At 67.9% G+C, this 19,258-nt stretch carries 16 protein-coding genes; 3 read left to right on the top strand and 13 right to left on the bottom strand.

Features of this window, described 5'->3' with window-relative positions:
- The first annotated feature begins 2 nt into the window (after positions 1–2).
- Positions 3–1,349: a virulence factor family protein gene (locus AC5P9N_RS16135; protein ID WP_180863554.1), complete on the top strand. Its 1,347-nt coding sequence runs from the start codon at positions 3–5 to the stop codon at positions 1,347–1,349.
- Between the two features lie 98 nt (positions 1,350–1,447).
- Here the strand turns inward: AC5P9N_RS16135 and mprF are convergent, their stop codons facing one another.
- A complete protein-coding gene (gene mprF, locus AC5P9N_RS16130; protein ID WP_099485081.1) occupies positions 1,448–4,012 on the bottom strand; it encodes a bifunctional lysylphosphatidylglycerol flippase/synthetase MprF in 2,565 nt (854 codons plus the stop codon).
- 192 nt (positions 4,013–4,204) lie between these two features.
- Between mprF and AC5P9N_RS16125 the strand changes: the two genes are divergently transcribed.
- On the top strand, positions 4,205–4,552 hold the full coding sequence (locus AC5P9N_RS16125; protein ID WP_005410556.1) for a RidA family protein: 348 nt from the start codon (positions 4,205–4,207) through the stop codon (positions 4,550–4,552).
- 152 nt (positions 4,553–4,704) lie between these two features.
- Here the strand turns inward: AC5P9N_RS16125 and rnfB are convergent, their stop codons facing one another.
- The 9 genes from rnfB to AC5P9N_RS16080 all read right to left on the bottom strand — a co-directional run bounded on the left by rnfB (position 4,705) and on the right by AC5P9N_RS16080 (position 13,964).
- Positions 4,705–5,118, bottom strand: a complete 414-nt coding sequence (gene rnfB / locus AC5P9N_RS16120) for an Rnf electron transport complex subunit RnfB (RefSeq protein ID WP_012480943.1) — start codon at positions 5,116–5,118, stop codon at positions 4,705–4,707.
- A gap of 24 nt (positions 5,119–5,142) precedes the next feature.
- Positions 5,143–5,733: an HAD family hydrolase gene (locus AC5P9N_RS16115; RefSeq protein ID WP_005414141.1), complete on the bottom strand. Its 591-nt coding sequence runs from the start codon at positions 5,731–5,733 to the stop codon at positions 5,143–5,145.
- A 78-nt stretch (positions 5,734–5,811) separates the two neighbouring features.
- On the bottom strand, positions 5,812–7,878 hold the full coding sequence (gene metG / locus AC5P9N_RS16110) for a methionine--tRNA ligase (protein WP_043035451.1): 2,067 nt from the start codon (positions 7,876–7,878) through the stop codon (positions 5,812–5,814).
- A gap of 102 nt (positions 7,879–7,980) precedes the next feature.
- The gene (locus AC5P9N_RS16105; protein WP_043035452.1) at positions 7,981–8,424 is read right to left on the bottom strand and encodes a DUF2147 domain-containing protein; all 444 of its coding nucleotides are present in this window, start codon (positions 8,422–8,424) and stop codon (positions 7,981–7,983) included.
- 541 nt (positions 8,425–8,965) lie between these two features.
- On the bottom strand, positions 8,966–9,370 hold the full coding sequence (gene gloA2 / locus AC5P9N_RS16100; RefSeq protein WP_005410551.1) for an SMU1112c/YaeR family gloxylase I-like metalloprotein: 405 nt from the start codon (positions 9,368–9,370) through the stop codon (positions 8,966–8,968).
- Positions 9,367–10,434, bottom strand: coding sequence for a serine hydrolase domain-containing protein (locus AC5P9N_RS16095; RefSeq protein WP_043035453.1), 1,068 nt, complete (start codon positions 10,432–10,434; stop codon positions 9,367–9,369). The genes gloA2 and AC5P9N_RS16095 overlap by 4 nt, the downstream gene beginning before the upstream one ends.
- Positions 10,435–10,450: 16 nt before the next feature.
- Positions 10,451–12,391 (bottom strand): DUF885 domain-containing protein, encoded by a 1,941-nt coding sequence (locus AC5P9N_RS16090; RefSeq protein WP_099484055.1) that lies wholly within the window; start codon positions 12,389–12,391, stop codon positions 10,451–10,453.
- Positions 12,392–12,486: 95 nt separating this feature from the next.
- Positions 12,487–13,272, bottom strand: a complete 786-nt coding sequence (locus AC5P9N_RS16085) for a queuosine precursor transporter (protein WP_005414136.1) — start codon at positions 13,270–13,272, stop codon at positions 12,487–12,489.
- A complete protein-coding gene (locus AC5P9N_RS16080; protein WP_005414135.1) occupies positions 13,269–13,964 on the bottom strand; it encodes a DUF502 domain-containing protein in 696 nt (231 codons plus the stop codon). The genes AC5P9N_RS16085 and AC5P9N_RS16080 overlap by 4 nt, the downstream gene beginning before the upstream one ends.
- Positions 13,965–14,040: 76 nt before the next feature.
- Here AC5P9N_RS16080 and AC5P9N_RS16075 point away from each other — a divergent pair, with 76 nt between their 5' ends.
- Positions 14,041–15,357: a hypothetical protein gene (locus AC5P9N_RS16075; protein ID WP_099484056.1), complete on the top strand. Its 1,317-nt coding sequence runs from the start codon at positions 14,041–14,043 to the stop codon at positions 15,355–15,357.
- 7 nt (positions 15,358–15,364) lie between these two features.
- Here AC5P9N_RS16075 and AC5P9N_RS16070 read toward each other — a convergent pair whose 3' ends face one another.
- The 3 genes from AC5P9N_RS16070 to AC5P9N_RS16060 all read right to left on the bottom strand — a co-directional run bounded on the left by AC5P9N_RS16070 (position 15,365) and on the right by AC5P9N_RS16060 (position 19,169).
- Positions 15,365–15,817 (bottom strand): DUF4442 domain-containing protein, encoded by a 453-nt coding sequence (locus tag AC5P9N_RS16070; RefSeq protein WP_010482929.1) that lies wholly within the window; start codon positions 15,815–15,817, stop codon positions 15,365–15,367.
- A 74-nt stretch (positions 15,818–15,891) separates the two neighbouring features.
- Positions 15,892–17,517 carry a CHASE2 domain-containing protein gene (locus tag AC5P9N_RS16065; protein ID WP_065183442.1) on the bottom strand — a complete coding sequence of 542 codons (1,626 nt, stop codon included), beginning with the start codon at positions 17,515–17,517 and terminating at the stop codon, positions 15,892–15,894.
- Positions 17,514–19,169, bottom strand: coding sequence for a FecR family protein (locus AC5P9N_RS16060; protein ID WP_043034738.1), 1,656 nt, complete (start codon positions 19,167–19,169; stop codon positions 17,514–17,516). The genes AC5P9N_RS16065 and AC5P9N_RS16060 overlap by 4 nt, the downstream gene beginning before the upstream one ends.
- Positions 19,170–19,258: the final 89 nt, after the last annotated feature.

Below are 19,258 nucleotides of genomic sequence, written 5' to 3'. Positions count from 1 at the left end.
ACATGAAGCGTGCAGGGCTGGGCAGGGCAATGGGTGTGGTTCTGGCGTTGGCAGCACTGCCGGCAATGGCGGCGGCCAACGTGCAGCAGTTCAGCCACGGGCGGTTCGAGCAGATTCCGGTGCACATGCCGGCTGGCACGCCGCAGCGTGTGGTGATCTGGTTCCATGAACCCACCGCCGGTGGTGATACCAGCCGCCTTCCGATCGAAGCCCTGCGTGCCGATGGCGCGATGGTCGCTGCCGTGGACATCGCGCATCTGCGCAGCGTGCTCAAGCGCGAGGGGAATCCGACCTGTTCGTTCGGTTCCGGCGACGTCGAGAACTTCTCGCGCTGGTTGCAGGCCTCCCTGCACCTACCTGGCTACCACCTGCCGCTGGTCGGTGGTGATGGTGAAGGCGCCGAGATGGCCTACACGCTGGCCGCACAGGCCGACACCCAGGTATTCGCCGGCCTGCTGACCACCGGCTTCTGCCCGGATCACAGCCACGAGCGCATGGTCTGCGGCGATGGTGTGAAGCACAACAAGCTGCAGCCTGCCGAGTTGAATTCCCCGTGGCTGAGCGCCGCCGGCGACCATGGCTGCAAGGTTGGCGAGGCCAGCCGCTTCGTGCAGCAGGTGGCGATGGCACGCGAGTTCAAGCGCACCGCGCGCGGCGATGCTTCACCCGGCTTGGTGGCGGCGGCGCGGGTGATCGGCGCGCAGGCCGGCGTCAGCCTGGCACCGCCACCAGCCGCGCTGAAGGGCCTGCCGATAGTGGAAGTACCGGCGACCGGCAGCGGCGACACGCTGGCCGTGTTCGTTTCCGGCGATGGCGGCTGGGCCGGCCTGGACAAGGACGTGGCATCGTCGCTCAACGAACATGGCGTGGCCGTGGTCGGCATCGACTCACTGCGCTACTTCTGGAGCGAACGCACGCCGAAGGGATTTGCCACTGACCTGCAGAAGATCATCGATCACTACCGCCAGCAGTGGCATCGCGACAAGGTGATGCTGATCGGTTTCTCGCAGGGTGCCGACGTGCTGCCGGCCACCATCAACCAGCTTGATGCCGGCACCCGTGAGGCGCTGGACCGTATCGTGCTGCTGTCGGTGGGCAGGAAGGCTGACTTCGAATTCCATGTCAGCAACTGGCTGGGGGGCGGCGGTGACGGACTGCCGATCGCGCCGGAAGTGGCGAAGCTGCCGGCGGCGAAGACCCTCTGCGTGTATGGCGACAAGGATGACGACGCGCTGTGCCCCGGCCTGCCGGCCAACGACGGCGTGCAGAAGGTGAAGCTTCCGGGCGACCATCACTTCAATGGTGATTACGACCGATTGGCCGAAGTGATCCTCAAGGGCGGGGCGTAGCGCCGGGCCACGCCCGAACGCTGTCGCCGCCGTGTCGACCAAGGTCGATACCTACCGGGTGGTTTGCAGCGCCGGGCCATGCCCGGCGGCTCAGGGCTTCAGTTACGCCGCGGGTCCAGCGAGATCAGGCGCGTGGCATCCAGCAACGCGGCCGGCAGATGCATGCCGCCGAGTGCTGCCAGATAGCGCGGTCGCCACTGCGGGTCGAACTTCGACTTGAAGCGGCGCAGGCCACTGAAGCCATAGAAGCGTTCGCCATGCCGCGCCAGCAGGCCGGCCAGTCGGTTCCAGCGCCCAGCAAGGCGATGCTGGGCCAGCCCGGACAGCGGCGCCATGCCCAGCGAGAAGCGCGCATAGCCCTGAGCGCGGCCCCACAGGAACAGCTCGATGAACAGGAAGTCCATCGTGCCCTTCGGTGCCTCGTTGACATGGCGCATGAGGTCCACCGACAGCTCGGCACCGGCCGGTGCCTGCCACAGGTTGGCGAATGCCACGATCTGGCCCTCGGCTTCGACCAGTGCCACCGGGAAGCGCGCCAGGTAATCCGGATCGTAGCTGCCCAGCGAGAAACCCTTCTCGTCGCCGGCCTTGTCTTCCAGCCACGCGTTGGAGATCGCGTGCAGGCGGGGAAGCAGGCTGGGAATCTCTTCCACCGGTGCCACGCGGAACGAAAGGCCCCCGCGCTTGCCACGGTTCCAGGCCTGGCGCAGATCGGCGCGTTCGCGGCCTTCCAAGCCGAAGTCGTGCAAGGGCACGATCGCTTCCTCGCCCAGCTTGACCAGGCCCAGGCCCAGGTCGAGATAGGTCTGCCAGTAGGTCTCGCCCACCTGGTAGAACACCGGGCGCAGGCCGAGCCGGTCAGCTTCCTCGCGGAAGCGCCATATCAGCGCGCGCGCCACATCAGGCGGGCCGACCGGATCGCCCATCGCGATCAGTGAACCGCCGTAGCGCTGCATCATCACAAAGCCCTGTTTCGCATCATCGCGCAGCACCGCCTTGTCGGCGGTCAGTACCAGGCAGGCCTGGGTATCGGTGGCACCGGCCAGTACCGGCGCCAATGATTGCAGCGTGGCCTCGTCGGCGGCTGGCAGCGGGCTGCGCGTACTGTGCAGCAGCCGCGCCAGGCCGAACATCACCAGCGCGATCGCCACCACCAGCAGCGCACGCAGCGCACGCGGTGCGTTGCCGGATATCGCAAACTGCCACCATAGTTCGTTCTGGTACTCGACATGGCTGTAGGTGAAGAACAACAGCCAAGTGACCGCCACCAGTACCAGGCCGAGGTTGCGCAGCCATGGCCACGACCATGCTTCATCGAGCAGCGCGCCCTGGCGGTAGAACTCGCGGCGTGCGGCCCACAGCGCCATCGCCACCAGCAGGGCAGAGACCGCGATCAACGGTTGGCCACCGCGCAGCCACAGTGGCAACGGGGTGATCACGCACACGGCCATCGCCAGCATCCATGCGGCATGGCTGCGCCGGGCCAGGCCCTGGCCGATCAGCAGCAGGGCGACGCCGCTGAGGCTGCCGATCAGATGGGACGTTTCCAGGATCGGCAGTGATGCGTTGACCAGGTGACGGCGCGGCGTGGGCAATGTGCCGTCGATGACCAGCGCAGCACCGATGCTGAACACCGCCAGCGCGATGATCTGCGGCAACCATGGGCGCAGCGCGTTCCAGCCGGCACGGGTTGCCCCGGCACTGGCCTGCAGCGGCTGGCGCAGCGCGGGTGCAAGCGCGAGCAGGGTGGCCAGCAGCAGGGGCAGTACGTAGTAGGTGACGCGGTAGATCAACGCCGCCGCCAGCACCGCAGCCGGTGCCACCTGTGGCAGCAGCTTCAGCAGGCTCCATTCGAACACGCCGAGGCCGGCGGGCACGGTCGAAACCAGGCCGGCCAGCACCGCGACCAGGTACAGGCCGACGAAGCCGGGCAGGCCGGTCGGCGTCGAGTCCGGAAGCAGCACATAGAACGCGGCACTGGCCAGCACCAGCTCGATCACGCTGAGCACGGTCACCCCGATCATCGTGCGCCGGTCGGGCAGCCACAGCACATGGCCGAACACGCTGAACTGGCGTCCATCGCGGCCGACCAGCAGCAGGGTGGCCGCATAGGCCAGCAGCGCGACGATGCCGACCACGCGCACCGCATCCGGGTCCAGCGGCAGGGCAAGCGCCGCTGCCGCCGGTTCCATGCACAGCGCCACGCTGATCAGCAGCCACGCACCGAACACGAAGCCGAGCGTGCTCATCAGCACGACCTGGCCGATCTGCGCCAGGTCGAGGCCGGCGGTACGGTAGCCGCGCAGGCGCACCGCACCGCCGGTGAGCGCGGCAAAGCCCACGGTCTGGCCGAGCGTGTGTGCCAGGAACGCGGTGATGCCGATGCGCGCCGGATGCACGCGGATGCCGCTGCGGCGCAGGCCGATGGCATCAAAGCCGATCAGGCAGGCATAGCTGGCCAGGCCCAGCAAGACAGTAAGCGCGATCTGCGTGCCACTGAGCTGGTGGAAGGCATGGCGGATGGCGCGGTAGCCGTTCTCATCGAACTCGTTGGCCAGGCCGTGCAGCGCCAACGCAAGGATCAGCAGCGGGATGACGATGGTGAGGACCCGCTTCCATGCCGGGGTGGAGGGAGCGGTGGCGGGGTCGGTGGTTTCGGTCATCGGCGCAAGGGTGCGTCAGGGAGGGCGAGGGCGGTGTCAATGCAGCCGTGGCGCATCGTGCGCCTGTCGCTGGCATTTGACCAGCGTCGCTGTCGGAAGCCGGTAGTGACCGTGTGTGAATGGCTGCCCTGCACCCATCGTTGACCGGTTTGGAGGACAATGCAGGCCTGATCACCCGCAGGAGCCACGCCCATGATGGAGCGTTACGACGTCGGACCGCGCATGTCCGAAATGACCGTGTACAACAAGGTCGCCTACCTTTCCGGCCAGATTCCGGAAGACACCAGCCAGGACATCACCGGGCAGACCCGGCAGGTGCTGGCCGAGATCGACAAGCTGCTGGCGCTGGTGGCCAGTGATCGCCAGCACGTGCTGCGCGCCGAAGTGTTCCTGGCCGACATGGCCGATTTCGACGGCATGAACAAGGCATGGGATGAGTGGGTGGTGGAGGGTGCGACCCCGGCGCGCGCCACGGTCGAGGCCAAGCTGGCCCACGCCGACTGGAAGGTCGAGATCGTGGTGACGGCGGCAGTGCCGTAACGGCAAGGTCACCTCCCAGCAGTGGAGGGGGGGGTAGAGTCGACTGTTAGTCGACTGTCGCGCGCAGCGCGGGGTTTTGCGCCGCCGGAACGAAGAGCAGTCGACTAACAGCCGACTCTACCCCGCCGCTCCACCGCCGGTTGGTCTGGTGGCTATGCCGGCACCAGCTCGATGCAGTCGACCGGGCACGGCGGGATGCACAGCTCACAGCCGGTGCACAGATCGGCGATCACCGTGTGCATGTACTTGGCGCCGCCGACGATGGCGTCCACCGGGCAGGCCTGGATGCACTTGGTGCAGCCGATGCAGTCGGCTTCCACGATCAACGCCACCTGCGGCGCCTTGTGCTCGCCGCGCGAACGATCAAAAGGAATCGCCGGTACGCGCAGAACCTGGGCCAGCGCGCGTGCACCGGCATCGCCACCGGGTGGGCAGCGGTCGACGCCTGCCTCGCCGCGCGCCATCGCCTGCGCGTACGGTCGGCAACCGTCGTAGCCGCATTGCCCGCATTGGGTCTGCGGCAACAGGCGGTCGAGGCGTTCGGTCAGGGGTGGGATCAGGCTCATGCGTGGCGAAGGCTGCGCGTCGGGTTACTTCAGGGGTTTGCCGCGGAACCAGCGCTCGTGGGCCAGCGCCAGCATCGGCTTGTCTTCGGAACTGTCACCGTAGGCATGGATGCGCACGTAACGCGACAGATCGAACTGGCGACGGATGTGCTCGACCTTGCGCGGGCCACAGTCGCCACCGGCGTAACGGCCGGTCAGGCGTCCGTCCTGACATTCCAGCCGGTTGCAGATCAACTGCAGGCCCAGCTGCTCGCACCACGGCCGCAGGTACAGGTCCAGCGAGCCGGACACGATCACCACGGTGTGCTGCTGTTCCTTGTGCCAGCGGATCTGCTCCAGCATTTCCGGGCGCACCACATCGGGCAGGAACTCACGCGAGAAGCCGGCGGCCAGGGTGGCGATGTCGTCACTGTGGCGGTCGCTGAAGGTCAGACGGGTGACGCGCGCGCGGATGCGTTCGGCCGAGATCAGCTTCAGCTTGTACGCGAGCAGCCACGGGCCGACCTTCCACCACGCCTGCGCCAGCTGTTCGGCGGTGGCCACGCGGCGCAGGAAACGGCCATAGGTATCGCAGGTGGTCACGGTGTGGTCGAAGTCGAACAGCGCCAGTTCCATTCCGTTGCCTCCCATCGCGTTGCCTCCGCTGGCCAATGCTGCCGGCGGGCGCGGCCGAGGCCACGCCCGCTGCGGGCATCAGCGGACCGGCATGCCCGGCTGCGCGCCGCTGTCGGCGTCCAGCAACGCCAGCGCACCGCCGTCGAAGCCGGCCGACAGGATCATGCCTTCGCTCAGGCCGAAGCGCATCTTGCGCGGGGCCAGGTTGGCGATGAACACCACGCTGCGGCCGACCAGCTTCTCCGGCTCGCCGTAGCTGCCACGGATACCGGAGAAGATCTGGCGCTTGCCCAGTTCACCTGCATCCAGCTCGAAGCGCAGCAGCTTGTCCGATCCTTCCACGAACTCGCAGACCAGCACCTTGCCGATGCGCAGGTCGAGCTTGGCGAAATCGTCGATGCCGATGTAGGCCGGAGCATCGGCGCTCTTTGCTTCGTCCTTGGCCGGGGCCGGGGCGGCCGGCTTGGCGGCGGGGGCAGCGGCAGCCGCCGGCTGCAGGGTGTCCTTGGAGGCGTCGATCATGGCGTCAATCTTCTTCGGGTCGATACGGGTGAACAGCGGGGTGTAGTCGGTGATGCGGTGGCCCAGCAGCGGCTGTGCCAGTTCGGTCCAGTCGTTCACCGGCGCGGCCAGGAAGGCTTCGGCCTGCGCGGCGGTGGCCGGCAGCACCGGCTTCAGGGCGGTGACCAGCACGCGGAACAGGTTCAGGCCCTGGCTGCATACGGCCTGCAGTTGCGCATCGGCGCCTTCCTGCTTGGCGATGACCCACGGCTTGACGTCGTCGATGTAGCGGTTGGCTTCGTCGGCCAGGGTCATGGTCAGGCGGATCGCCGCGGCCGGGTCGTTGCGCTCGTAGGCTTCACGGATCGGCGCCAGGCCATCGACGAAGCGCTGGTACTGCGCCGCATCGGGCAGCTGCGCGGCCAGCTGCCCGTCGAAGCGCTTGCTGATGAAGCCGGCGCAGCGGCTGGCCAGGTTGACGAACTTGCCGACCAGGTCGGCGTTGACGCGGGCGATGAAGTCACCCAGGTTCAGGTCGAGATCGTCGACGCCACCGCCGGACTTGGCGGCGTAGTAGTAGCGCAGCGCTTCCGGCTCCAGGCCGACATCGAGGAAGGTACGCGCCATCACGAAGGTGCCGCGCGACTTGCTCATCTTGGCGCCGTCCACGGTCAGGTAGCCGTTGACGTGCAGGCGGGTCGGCGCGCGGTGACCGGTGCCGTGCAGCACCGCCGGCCAGAACAGGCCGTGGAAGTTGACGATGTCCTTGCCGATGAAGTGGTGCAGCTCGGTGCTGGTACCGGCGCGCAGGTGCGCTTCGAAGTCCTCGCCGATCCTGCCGCACAGGGTCTGGAAGCTGGACAGGTAGCCGATCGGTGCATCCAGCCAGACGTAGAAGTACTTGCCCGGCTGTCCGGGAATCTGGAAGCCGAAGTACGGCGCATCGCGCGAGATGTCCCACGCGCGCAGGCCACCTTCGGCATTGAGCCACTCACCCAGCTTGGCCTTCACGCCCGGCAGGGCGACGTCGCCGGCCAGCCATTCGCGCAGGAACGCGTCGAAGTGGCCCACCTCGAAGAAGAAGTGCTCCGAATCGCGCATTTCCGGCGTGGCACCGGAGATGACCGAACGCGGTTCCTTCAGATCGGTCGGCGCATAGGTAGCGCCGCACACTTCGCAGTTGTCGCCGTACTGGTCGGGGCTGCCGCAGTTCGGGCAGATGCCCTTGACGTAACGGTCGGGCAGGAACATGCCCTTGGCCGGGTCGTAGAACTGCGCCACCGAACGGCGGCTGATGTGGCCGGCCGCTTCCAGCTTCAGGTAGAACTGCTCGGTCAGCGCCTTGTTGGCCGCCGAATTGGTCGAGTCGTAGTGGTCGAAGGCCACGCCGAAGGCGGCGAAGTCACGTTCGTGGCTGGCCTGGATGTTGGCGATGAAGGTTTCCGGGGTGACCCCGGCCTTTTCCGCGGCCAGCATGATCGGCGTGCCATGGGTATCGTCGGCGCAGACGAACCAGGCCTTGCCGCCACTCATTCGCCGCGCACGCACCCAGATGTCGGCCTGGATGTAGCCGACCAGGTGGCCCAGGTGCAGCGGGCCGTTGGCGTAGGGCAGGGCGGTGGTGACGAGCGCGGTACGGGTCATGGTCGCGGGGTGAAGCCGAGGGGAACCGCAGAGTATCGCATGCCCGCAACGAGGTGACCCGGCCGGGGCCGGGTCACGGGGATGAAGCGGGGGCCGGAGCGCTTATTCGCGCTGCCAGGTCTGCGCGCGGCAGATGAAGGCGATGCAGCCGGACACGTCCAGCCGGGTGCCGCCGGGCTGCAGTTCCATCTTCGACTTGTAGGTCTTGCCGTTGGCCGGGTCGAGGATGGTGCCACCGGACCACTTGTTGGCGCCGTCGGCCTTCAGGTTCCAGAGGATGGTCATGCCCTTCACCGGCTTGTTCCTGTTGGCGCCTTCACAGCCGTCACAGATCGGGTTGGGGCCCTTGTCCGAGTGCAGGATGTCGACCACCTTGCCGGTCAGGGTGCCGTTGGCGGCCTGGGTGATCTCGACGATCGACTTCACCTTGCCGGTCTTGTCGTCGATGGTCTTCCAGCGGCCGGCGGCGCCGTCGGCGGCCTGCGCCGAGAGCGCGGCCAGGCACAGCGGCAGTGCCAGCAGCAGGGTCTTGAAGGTCTTGCGCATGGTCCCCTCCCAGGGTTCATTCCGGCACGATGCCGGTACGGGTCGACTGTATACCCATTCGGCGGGGTATGGGGAAGGGGGGCTTTGCAGGGCTGCGCCCTGCACCCGCGGTAGTGCCGGCCGCTGGCCGGCAACCTCAAAAGCAAAGGCGGCTATCCGTGGGATGGCGGGGTGGGTCCGGTTGCGGGGGGCGCTGCAAGTCCCCCTCCGGGGCCCGGCCCAGCCGCTGGCGGCTGTGCGTTCGGGCGCTTGCGAAGCAGTGCTTCGCAAGCAAAGCGCCCTCACCCATGTAAGCTCGGTCGCCGCTTGCTCGTGGGCGCAGTCCTGCGCACACGGCAAGACCGGGGTTGGGCGTCCTGCCCAACCCGCCCGAGGCATGCCTCGGGCCCATGCGGCTCACGCCCCGCAACCGGACCCACCCCGCCTTCGACAGGTCTCCGCGATCTGTTGGAATGCCACGGCCTGCTCTTGGTGGGTGTCGACCTTGGTCGACACGTAGATCCACGCCATGCGTGGATGGGCCTCCGCGATTGAAAATCGCTCACGCGATCTCGTACAGCTCCAGCGGCAGGTCGTCGGGGTCGGCGAAGAAGGTGAAGCGTCGGCCGGTGTATTCGTCCACGCGGATCGGTTCGCAGGCGACACCATGCGCGGCCAGGCGCTGGATGAAGGGTTCCAGTGCAGCCACCCGGAACGCGAGGTGGCGCAGACCCTGGGCCTCCGGGCGGCTGGGACGGGGCGGCGGCGAGGGAAAGGAGAACAGTTCCAGCTGGCCGCCGTCGGGCAGGGCGAGGTCCAGCTTCCAGGAATCGCGTGCGGCGCGGTGGTTCTCGGCCAGCACGCGCAGGCCGAGGATGCGCACGTAGAAGTCCTTCGAGCGTGCGTAGTCGCTGCAGATCAGTGCGGCGTGGTGGATGCCCAGCAGGGCGTCGGAACCGGGGGTCATTGCAGGGTGTCCAGCCAGCGCTGGGCGATCTTCTGCGCCAGCGGATAGGGTTCGGGGTCGTTGCGGTTGGTCAGCACGATCACGGTCAGGTGCTTCTCCGGGTGGCGCACGATCACGTTGCGGAAGCCGATGCTCTCGCCGCTGTGCCATTGCACCGGACCATTCAGCCGCCAGCCGAAGCCGTAATGCGGCACGTCCGGTTCCGATGTGGTCGTCGCCGGGCTGAACATCGCGCGGCGCGAAGCCTTCGACAGCAGGCGGTCGTCGTACAGCGCCGCATCCCAGCGGGCCAGGTCGTCCAGCGAGGAGTAGATCCCGCCGTCTCCCAGTACAGCGCTGGTAGTGCTCTGGTCGGTGCGCTGCCAGCGGCCATCGATCCTGCTGTAGCCATAGGCGCGTGTGGCGACCGTGTCCACGCCGTCCTGGTGGGCCACGGTATGCGCCATGCCCAGCGGGCGGAAGATGCGTTGTTGCAGGAAGGCGGCGAAATCCTGGCCGGATGCGCGGCCCACGATCAGTGCCAGCAGTGCATAGCCGCTGTTGCTGTAGCGGTACTGCGTGCCCGGCGCGAAGTTCAGCCGGTCCTGGCGCGACAGCAGGGCCAGCACATCGGCATCGTGTACCTGCCGCGTGTCTGCCGGGTCCATCAGGTCTTCGTAGTCGAGCAGGCCGCTGGTATGCGAGAGCAGGTGGCGGAGGGTGATGCCCGCTGCAGCCGGTGGCAGCTCGGGCAGCCACTGCCGGGCCGGCTGGTCCAGCCCGAGCCGGCCGTCTTCCACCAGCAGCACCGCCGCAGCGGTGAACTGCTTGCTGACCGAGGCCAGCCGGAAATTGCTGGCGGCTGTGACCGGGGTGCCGTCTTCGACCACCGCAAGGCCGTAGCCACGGCGGAACACTGGCTGCCCGTCATGCAGCACCAGCACTGCGGCGCCGGGCACCTGGCCATCGTAGGCCTGCATCAGGCCGTCGATACCGGCATCCGGTGGGGTCAGCACCGGTGCGGCGGCGCCCGCCAGAGGCAGCAGGCCCAGCACGGCGGCGAACAGGGCGACGGCAGGGCGCATGGTGGCTCCGGAAGCGTCAGGGCGAAGGTGTGGGCGCAGCGCTGGCCGGCTGTGCCATCCAGCGCTCCATCTTGCGGTCCAGCACGTCCAGAGGCATCGAGCCGTCTTTCAGCAGTTCTGCATGGAAGCGGCGCAGATCGAAGGCTGCGCCCTGGCGTGCCTTGGCCTTGTCGCGCAGGGCAACGATGGTGGTCAGGCCGGCGACGTTCGACAGTGCCTGGCCGGGCTGGGCCATGATCCGCTCGACTTCGGCGTTGGCGTCATCGCTGCTCATGTCCACCGTCTTCTGCAGGTAGGCCACGGCCTGCTGCTTGCTCCAGCCCTGTGCATTGACGCCGGTGTCGGCGACGACGCGCGCGGCGCGCAGCAGGCGTGAGTACAGGTAGCCGATACGGTCGTAGGGATCGGTGTAGACGCCGAGGTCTTCACCCAGTGTTTCGGCGTACAGGCCCCAGCCTTCGACGAACGCAAGATCGCCACCGAGGCGACGGAAGCGCGGCAGCTTGGCCAGCTCCTGCTGCAGGCCCAGTTGCACGTGATGGCCGGGAATCGCTTCATGCAGGTACTGCACCGGCACGCTCCAGCGCTTGCGGCTGGGCAGGTCGCGGGTGTTGATGTACAGCACGGCGGGCTGCCCGGGCGGCGACGGCTGGTAGGCGGCAGCGGCGGCGGTCAGCGCCCGTTCCGGTTCCACTGCGCGTACTTCCAGCGCGGACTTCGGCAGCGTATCGAGCACCTGCGGCAGGCGCGCGTTGACCTGCTGCTGCACCTGGCGGTAGCGGCTGATCAGTGCATTGGCATCGCTGTACTGGAACTGGCGATCGTTGCGCATGCTGCGCAGCAGCTTTGCCGGCGTGCCACGCAGCTTGGCGTCCTTCATCACCGTGGCGATCTGTGCCTGCAGTTCCTGCACGCGTTGCTCGCCCAGCGCGTGCAGCTGCGCGGCGGTCTGGTCGCTGGCGGTGGTCTGCACGATCAGGTTGGCGTACCAGGCCTGGCCGTCGGGCAGCGCGCCCATGCCGCTGCTGGCGCGCGTGGCCGGCAGGTACTCGGTGGCGATGAAGCCGCGCAGGGCGCGGTAGGCGGGCATGATGCGCAGTTCGATCATGCGCTTGTACTCGGCACTGATGCGCGCCTTGTCTTCGGCCGCAATCGTGTTCGGCATGGTGCGGATCGGCGACCAGAAGATGCTCTCTTCAGCGGTCGGCTTGATCACCGCATCCAGCTGCGGCAGCACCTTCTCCATCAGGTCGCGCGGCTGCACCACGCCGGCCTTCATGCCCTGGCGCATGTTGTCGATGGCCTGGTCGAACAGTTCGGGAATGCCGAGCGAGCGGCGCGACCAGGTGTCATAGTCCTGCACGGTGTTGAACGGCTGCGCGCCCGCGCCGGAGCCGAGGATCGCCATGATGCTGCCGATGTTGTAGTACTGGCTGATCGGCATCATCCAGCTCGGGTAGCGCTCGGCAGCCAGCGAGGCGCGCGCGTCACGGACGAAGATCTCGTAACTGAGCAGGTCCTGGCCCTGCAGGCCATCGCTGCCGAGTTTTTCGACCTTGCCCAGCCATTGCGTGGTGAAGTCGTGCGACTGCTGGCGCCAGGCGGCGGACAGGATGTTGGGCAGCTGGTCGTTGTAGCGCGGTTCGCCCTGGAACGTGGCCTGCAGCGGGTTCAACCGCATCGAGGCATCCCAGTACTCGTCGTACAGCCGTTCCAGCTGCACCTGCTTGGGCACGGCACGGGCCGGTGCGACCGGACGCGGCGCAGCGCGGCGCGCCGAACTGCCACGGGCCGGTGCGGTGGCACGGGCGGGCCTGGCCTTGGGCTTGGCGGCCTGGCGGGTCTGCGCAGCGGCAGGGCGGCTGGCCTTCTTCTTCGCTGCTTCGGCCGACGGCACGGCACTGAACAGGAACAACGCGGCAATGGCAGCGGCCAGGACGCGGGGGGAATACGGCATCAAGAAGCTTCCGTGGAACACAGATCGTGGAGCTTGCACGATCCGCGCGCGTACGGCCAGCGTGAAGACGCAGTCAGCTTGGTGGCGCTGGGGCTTCAGTCAGCCGCAGCGGCGGCGCGCAGTGCCGCCGCGCGATCGGCGCCCAGATAGCGGGTGATGGCACGCCGCATCAGGTAGAGCAACGGAATCAGGGCAATCGCAAAGCCCATCTTGTACACGTAGTTGACGCTGGCGACCGCAAGGAACAGCGAGGTCGGCCAGTGCTGCGGGCCCAGCACGAAGGCGATCCAGATCACCACGAAGCTGTCCACCACCTGCGAGATCGCAGTCGATCCGGTCGCACGCAGCCACACGTGGCGTTCGCCGGTGGCCTGGCGGATGCGGTGGAACACCGCCACGTCGATCAGCTGGCCGAGCAGGAAGGCCACCAGCGAACCGGCGATGGTCCACATGCCCTGGCCGAACACGGCTGCGAACGCGGCCTGGTAGTCGGGCACACCGTGGCCATCCATCGACGTGACCCACCAGCTGGCCGGCGCCAGCGAAATGGCCGCGAAGGCGAACAGGAAACCGTAGCCGATCAGCACCACCGCCAGCCACGAGATGAAGCGCACGCCGCGCTTGCCGAAAAACTCGTTGATGGTGTCGGTCATGATGAACACCACCGGCCACAGCAGGGTACCGGCGGTGAAGCTGAGCGAGCCGGTCTGGCCGAACAGGTTCCAGTTCAGCGGGGCGATGCCCAGCGTGTCTTCCAGCGCGAAGATCTTCACCCCGATCAGCTCGGCCAGCACCGCATTGCCGCAGAAGAACGCGGCCAGCACGATGAACAGCAGGACCGCGCGGTCCTGCAGCGGGCGCTCGATCGGCGCCGGGGTCATTCGGTGCGTTCGCCGGTGCGTTCGCCGGCGCGGGTGAACGGCACGCTGGACGGTGCGACGGCGCCGCCGGAAATGATGAAGCTCATGGCCTGGTCGACGGTCCAGTCAGTCGGGGTCAGCAGTTCCACCGGCACGATTTCCAGGTAGCCCGAGGTCGGGTTCGGCGTGGTCGGTACATACACCGCGGCCAGCTCACGGTCGGTGCCGTGTTCCTTGATCACGCGGGTGACCAGTCCGACCGATTTCATGTCGCGGTGCGGGAAGTCGATCAGCACCACGCGCTGGGTGCTGCCCGGTTCGGTCTGCAGCATGTCCAGCAGCTTCTTTGCGCTGTCGTAGATGATGCTGGCCAGCGGAATGCGCTTGATGACCGCGCCCACCCAGCGCAGCAGGCGCTGGCCGAGCACGCGGCGGCTGGCCACGCCCACCGCCAGGATCACCAGCAGGGTGGCCAGCAGGGCGATGGTGTCCTGGATCCATTCGGCGCGGACCCAGCCGAGGTAGTGCGGAAAGCTTGTCGCGATCTGCTCGGACAGCGGTACCACCAGCGGGCTGGAAATGCCCGACAGCAACACGAACACGAACTTGACCACGACCCAGGTCAGCCAGATCGGCAGCAGGGTCAGCAGGCCGGTCAGGAACAGGCGCTGCAGGGAGGGGCGGGGGACCAGGGCGGGGGCTTCGAGCGACATGTGCGCATTGTAGCGGTCACTGCCGGTCGATTACGCTGGTGGATCGACTGCGGCAACGAGCCATGGAAGGGAAGCTGTGTTGAAGATTCTGCGTGGACTGGGCTGGACCCTGGCGGGCCTGCTGCTGTTGACCATCGTGGTGTGGTGCGCCTCACGCATGTGGCCGGTGCCGGAATCGCGGTTGCAGGCGCAGCAACGGCTGGAAGCGCGGCTGCCGGCGAGCGGGCGCAACGGTTATGCCCTGTTGTGGACGCTGCCGTTCGACGATCTGGATGCCCGCCAGCGCGAGCAGGCGTTGGCCGAGGACGTGCGCCGTTGGGAGGCCGACCTGCGGGGCAGCAGCGGCGGCCAGACACACCTGGTGGCCAACCATGCCGAGCTGCGCTCGCGGCCCGGTGCCAGTTGCGGGCCGGCCGCCCGCGGCTGCCTCGCCCAGGTCCGCGCGGACCCGCAACGCTTCGTGGAGGCCCATGCCGGGCACCAGCAGTTGCACGCGCGGCTGGATCAGCTCGCCGAAGCAGACTACTTCGTATCGCCGTTCCAGCCGAAGGGCGAGGGCATCCTGGTGCCGATGCCGACCTACGGGCTGGTGGTCGATGCCACCAGCGCACGCGCGCTGGCGTTCGTACAGGGTGACATCGACGGTGCCCTGCGCGGCAGCTGCCGGGGAGTGCAGCTGGGCCGGCGGCTGGTGCCCGGTGGCAGCTATCTGGTCGAAAGCATCATCGGCGCCAGCCTGGTACAGGCCAACGCGCAGCTGCTGGCCGACATGCTGGTCGAACTGCCTGCCGATCACCCGCTGCCGGCCGAATGCGAACAGGCCATGCAGCCGATGCGGGCCGACGAGCAGAGCCTGTGCCGTGCGATGCAGGGCGAGTATGCGATGAACCGGGTGGCGATCGAGACCTCGGCGCGGGAATTCGGCGGCGCGCTGGTACTGGACCGCAGCAGCACCCTGGCCCGTGCGGCCGGCAATCTCGGTTGGGCCTGTGGCGCGACGGCGACCGCTGCGCTGGAGGCGGACCGTCCGTTGCCGGCACCGGCGCCGCCGCAGCGTGACTTTGGTTGCCTGTCGAACGTCATGGGTTGCCTGTTGACCGACATTGCGGGTCCGGTCTATCCGGCCTATTCGTCGCGCACCCAGGACGCCGCGGCGATGCTGCGCCTGCTGGGTGCACAGCGCTGGCTGCGGCAGCAGCCGGGGGATCCGGTGGATGCCCTGCAGCGGTTGCCGGCACAGTTCGCCTCGCCGGTGCGGGCGCCGCAGGTGTCGGCGGATGGCCGCCATCTGCAGGTGCCACGCCGCTCGCCGTCCCGCAGCAACGACGAAAGCCCATGGCTGTCGGTGCCGTTGCAGGCGGAGCCAGCTTCGACTGCGTTGGCGCGCGATTGAGGCGCGCTCAGCGTGCGTGTGGCTTCAACCGCAGGTAGACCTGCTTGCGGACCTGTGCGACCACCTCGCCGCTTTCATCGATCACGTCGTTGCTGAACCAGCGCAGCACCTTCTCGCCACTGGCCGCTTCGGCGCGCAGTTCGTCCAGCAGCGCGTCGTCGATGCGGAACGACGTCCGCACGATGCCACGGCCCGGCTTGAGGAAGTCGATGGCGCCGGCGCGGTCCCACACGTAGTAGTCGCGGCCGAGGATGTGCAGCAGGCCGAGCATCCAGAACGGATCGGTCATCGCGAACAGGCTGCCGCCGAAGTGGGTGCCGACGTAGTTGCGGTTCCATGGCCGCAGGCGCAGCTCGACATCAATCTGCCGGTAGTCGGGGGTGATGCGGGTGACGTGGATGCCGGTGAACAGGAAGGGCGGCCAGAGGTTGATGCCGAAGCGGAACAGACGGGCGTTCATGCGGATCCGGGGGCGCTGGGCGAGGTGTCCAGTCTAACCATTCGCATGCGTATGTTGCACCCTGGTGGCACCGGTCACGCGTCGCCGTCGATCACATACCCGTCGCGCCCGTTGGCTTTGGCCTGGTACAGCGCGGTGTCGGCCCCTTCGACGAAATGATGCGGTTGCAGCCCGCCTTCCGGTACCCGGGTAAACACGCCGATGGTGAGCGTCACCCGATCGTCGCTGCCGTCACCGTGTACCGGCAATGCACGTACGCAGTCGATCAGGTCCTGGATGACAAGCCGCGCGCCTTCGGCCGGGGTATCGGGCAATACCAGCGCGAATTCATCGCCACCGTAACGCGCGGCCATGTCGCGCGGACGCCGCGCATGCGCGCCGATCAACCGGGCGACGTCCCGCAGCACGCGGTCGCCGACCTGGTGGCCATGGCGGTCGTTGTGGCGCTTGAAGTGGTCGACATCGATCAGCGCCAGGCTCAGTGGCTTGCCGTTGCGTCGTGCGGCGTCGCATTCCTGCTGCAGCGCCTGTTCGAAACGCAGGCGATTGCCAAGGCCGGTCAGTGCGTCGCGGTTGGCCTGCCGGTGCCAGGCCGAAATCCGCCAGATCGCCCAGGCCAGCAGGACCAGCAGGATGCCCAGCAGGGCGGTGGCTGGCGCCCACCAGAGGTTGCTGGTGCGCAACAGCAACCAGCTCAACAGAGGAGCAAGCGGCAGCGAACACAGCGCCGCCAGCCACGGCAGGCGCAGGCCGAGCAGGATCACGCACAGCGCCACCAGCACCGCGCTGATGGTGTGCTGCCAGAAGCGGGGCAGCACCTCGATCTGCTTGTGCTGCAGCAGCATCGAGGCGATGTTGGCCTGGTACTCGCTGCCGCTCATCCAGAACTCGCGGGTGGTCGGGGTCAGCAGGCGCGGTGCGATGCCGCTGGCGGTCATGCCTACGATGATGCGGCGGCCATGCAGCATCGCCATGTCCACGTGGCCATCGAGTACGTCTGCGTAGGAAACCTGCGGCAACTGCTCGGGAGGTCCGGCATAGCGCACCCGCACGTAGTCGTTGCGCCGCCATTGATAAGGCGAGCCCACCTCGGGATCAGGGTCGGGCAGTCCGCGCACCGCGCCCGCGGGCAGGCCGGTCAGGGCCAGCCCTAGCGCCGGCCAATGCGCCTTGCCGATGCCCGCATGCAGGTAGATGCCGCGGGCGACGCCGTCGCTGTCCACCTCAACGTCGGTGTGGCCGATGGCGGCGGCACTGGCCGCGATCTGCGGAACTGGCAGCATTTCCTCGGCCATGCGATCACCGGCTGCCGGTGCGGCCAGCACCGGCAGCACCACCCGGCCATTGCGACGGATGGCCGCGGCCAGCGCCTCGTCCTGGCGGCTGTCGCGGCGGTCCGGCTCGGACAGCATCAGATCCAGCGCGACCCGTTCGGCACCGGCATCGGTCAGGCGATCCAGCAACCGGGCGTGGACCGAGCGCGGCCACGGCCATTGGCCGATGCGTTGCAGGCTGCCTTCGTCGATGGCCACGATCAGCACGCTCGGGTCGGGTCGATAGTCCCAGTTGCCGACCATCGCGTCGTAGGTGGCCTCGTCCTGCCGCCACAGCCATTGGCCCTGGCTGGCGACGATGGTCAGTATCCCGGCCAGCATGGCCAGCAGGATCCGCTTCGACCACGGCAGCGGCGAACGCCTCACAACAGCAGCCACAGCAGCAGGGCACCGCCGCCGGTGCCATAGCAGAGGCGACACGGCAGGGCGATCTTCTGGGCAGGCGAGAACTCGCCAGCATGGCCGTCATCGTCGATGTACTGCACGCGCACATGCAGGGTGCCGCGCCACGGACGCTTGAAGCTGACCTGCGGTTCGGCCACGGTTTCGTCGACCAGGGGTGCCTTGAAGTCGCCGCGGCGGTCGACCTGCACGCGATAGCGCTGGCCTTCGCTGCCGGCCTGCCAGCGCAGGGTCAGTTCACCGTGCGCGGCCTCGGGCGGTTGCAGCGCAGGATCGACCGGCTCGTTGCTCAGCTGCAGTGGCAGGGCCTGGCCATAGCGCCCCTGGTGCCCATCGGCACTGCGGGAGGCGATCCGCCAGAAGTAGTGACCCGGCGGCAATGGCTGCGCCAGGCGCAGGTCGGTGCCGGTGCTGGTCTGTTCCTGCAGTGGCTGTACGAAGCTGGAATCAGCCGCGATCTGCAGCACGCTGCTGCGCGCACCGGGGGCCTGGCTCCAGCGGAAACGCGGGCGGTCGCTGTTGATTGTCTGTCCATGCAGCGGGGCCAGGGTCAGCGGCGGTGGAGGCTGGTCGCTGAGTTCGAAGTCGGCACTGGCGTCGATGCCTTCCACACCCTGCGCATCGACCGCGCGCAGCAGGATGCGCAGCTGGCCCGGCGGCAGATCGCCGATGGCCAGGCGGGTATCGGGGGTGGTGGCAGCGAACAGCAGGATCTCCGGCGTGGCTGCCTCCACCACTTCAACGCGGTAATGCGCGGCGCCGGCGACCGGAGTCCATGCCAGCAGCGTCGGCAACGGGGCCAGGCGCAGTTCATCGTTGCGCAGCTGCGGTGCCGGCAGCAGTGCGGAGACTGCGTCCGGTGCGGCGTCTGCGCTGGCGCTGCGGGTGGCCTGTCCGGGCTGGACCATGCGCTGGCCATGGGTGTTGCCGACCTGCACCTTGCCCTGCAGGACCTCGGTGGCCGCGACATCACGACCGTCGCCGGCACTGACCCGGAAGACGGTGCCGCGCACGCTGCTGGTGGCGGTGGGCGCATCGATGATGTAACGCGATGCCGGGCCGCGCGCGGGCGTCACCCGATTGCTGGCGCGGCCCTGCTGCAGGCGCAGGCGGGTGTCGACCATGCCGGTGTGGCCGTAGCGGCTGAGCTGGTCCAGGCGCAGGCGCGAGTACTCACGCAGCTGCAGGCGCGACGCATCGGCAAATTCCAGCGTGACGCTGGATTCGCCCTCGGTCTGTACGGTGTCTCCGATATGCAGTTGCTCGCCGGCCTGGATGGCGCGGCTGGCGCTGCCGTCTCCACTGGACAGTTCGACCTTGCCGCGGACCGAGAGCACCCGCGCCGGTGCCGGTTCGATGCGCAGCCAGCTGATGGGGAAACGCAGCAGCTGGCCGGGCGGCAGCCGGTAGGGGTTGTCGATTCGGTTGTGCTGCTGGAGCTGCTGCCAGCGCACCGAGGGTTTCAGATACACGCCACCCAGATCCCACAGGGTGTCGCCGGGGCGGACCCGGTAGTTCCAGTCCTGCGCGGCGGCGATGGCCGGCAGCAGAAGCAGGGCACAGAGCAGGGCGCCCTGGAAGCGCATGGCAAACAACAGCGAGCGGACGAAGGTCACAGTTTTGCAATCCCGGCAATGCGGGGGTGCAGCTGCAAGACCCCATGGCCCCGACCTCATCCCCCCGAACGGATCGTGGCGGCCGTACG

The organism is Stenotrophomonas sp. YJH_SMC_6 (genome assembly GCF_059371335.1).
This window is presented reverse-complemented; position numbering and strand designations above follow the sequence as displayed.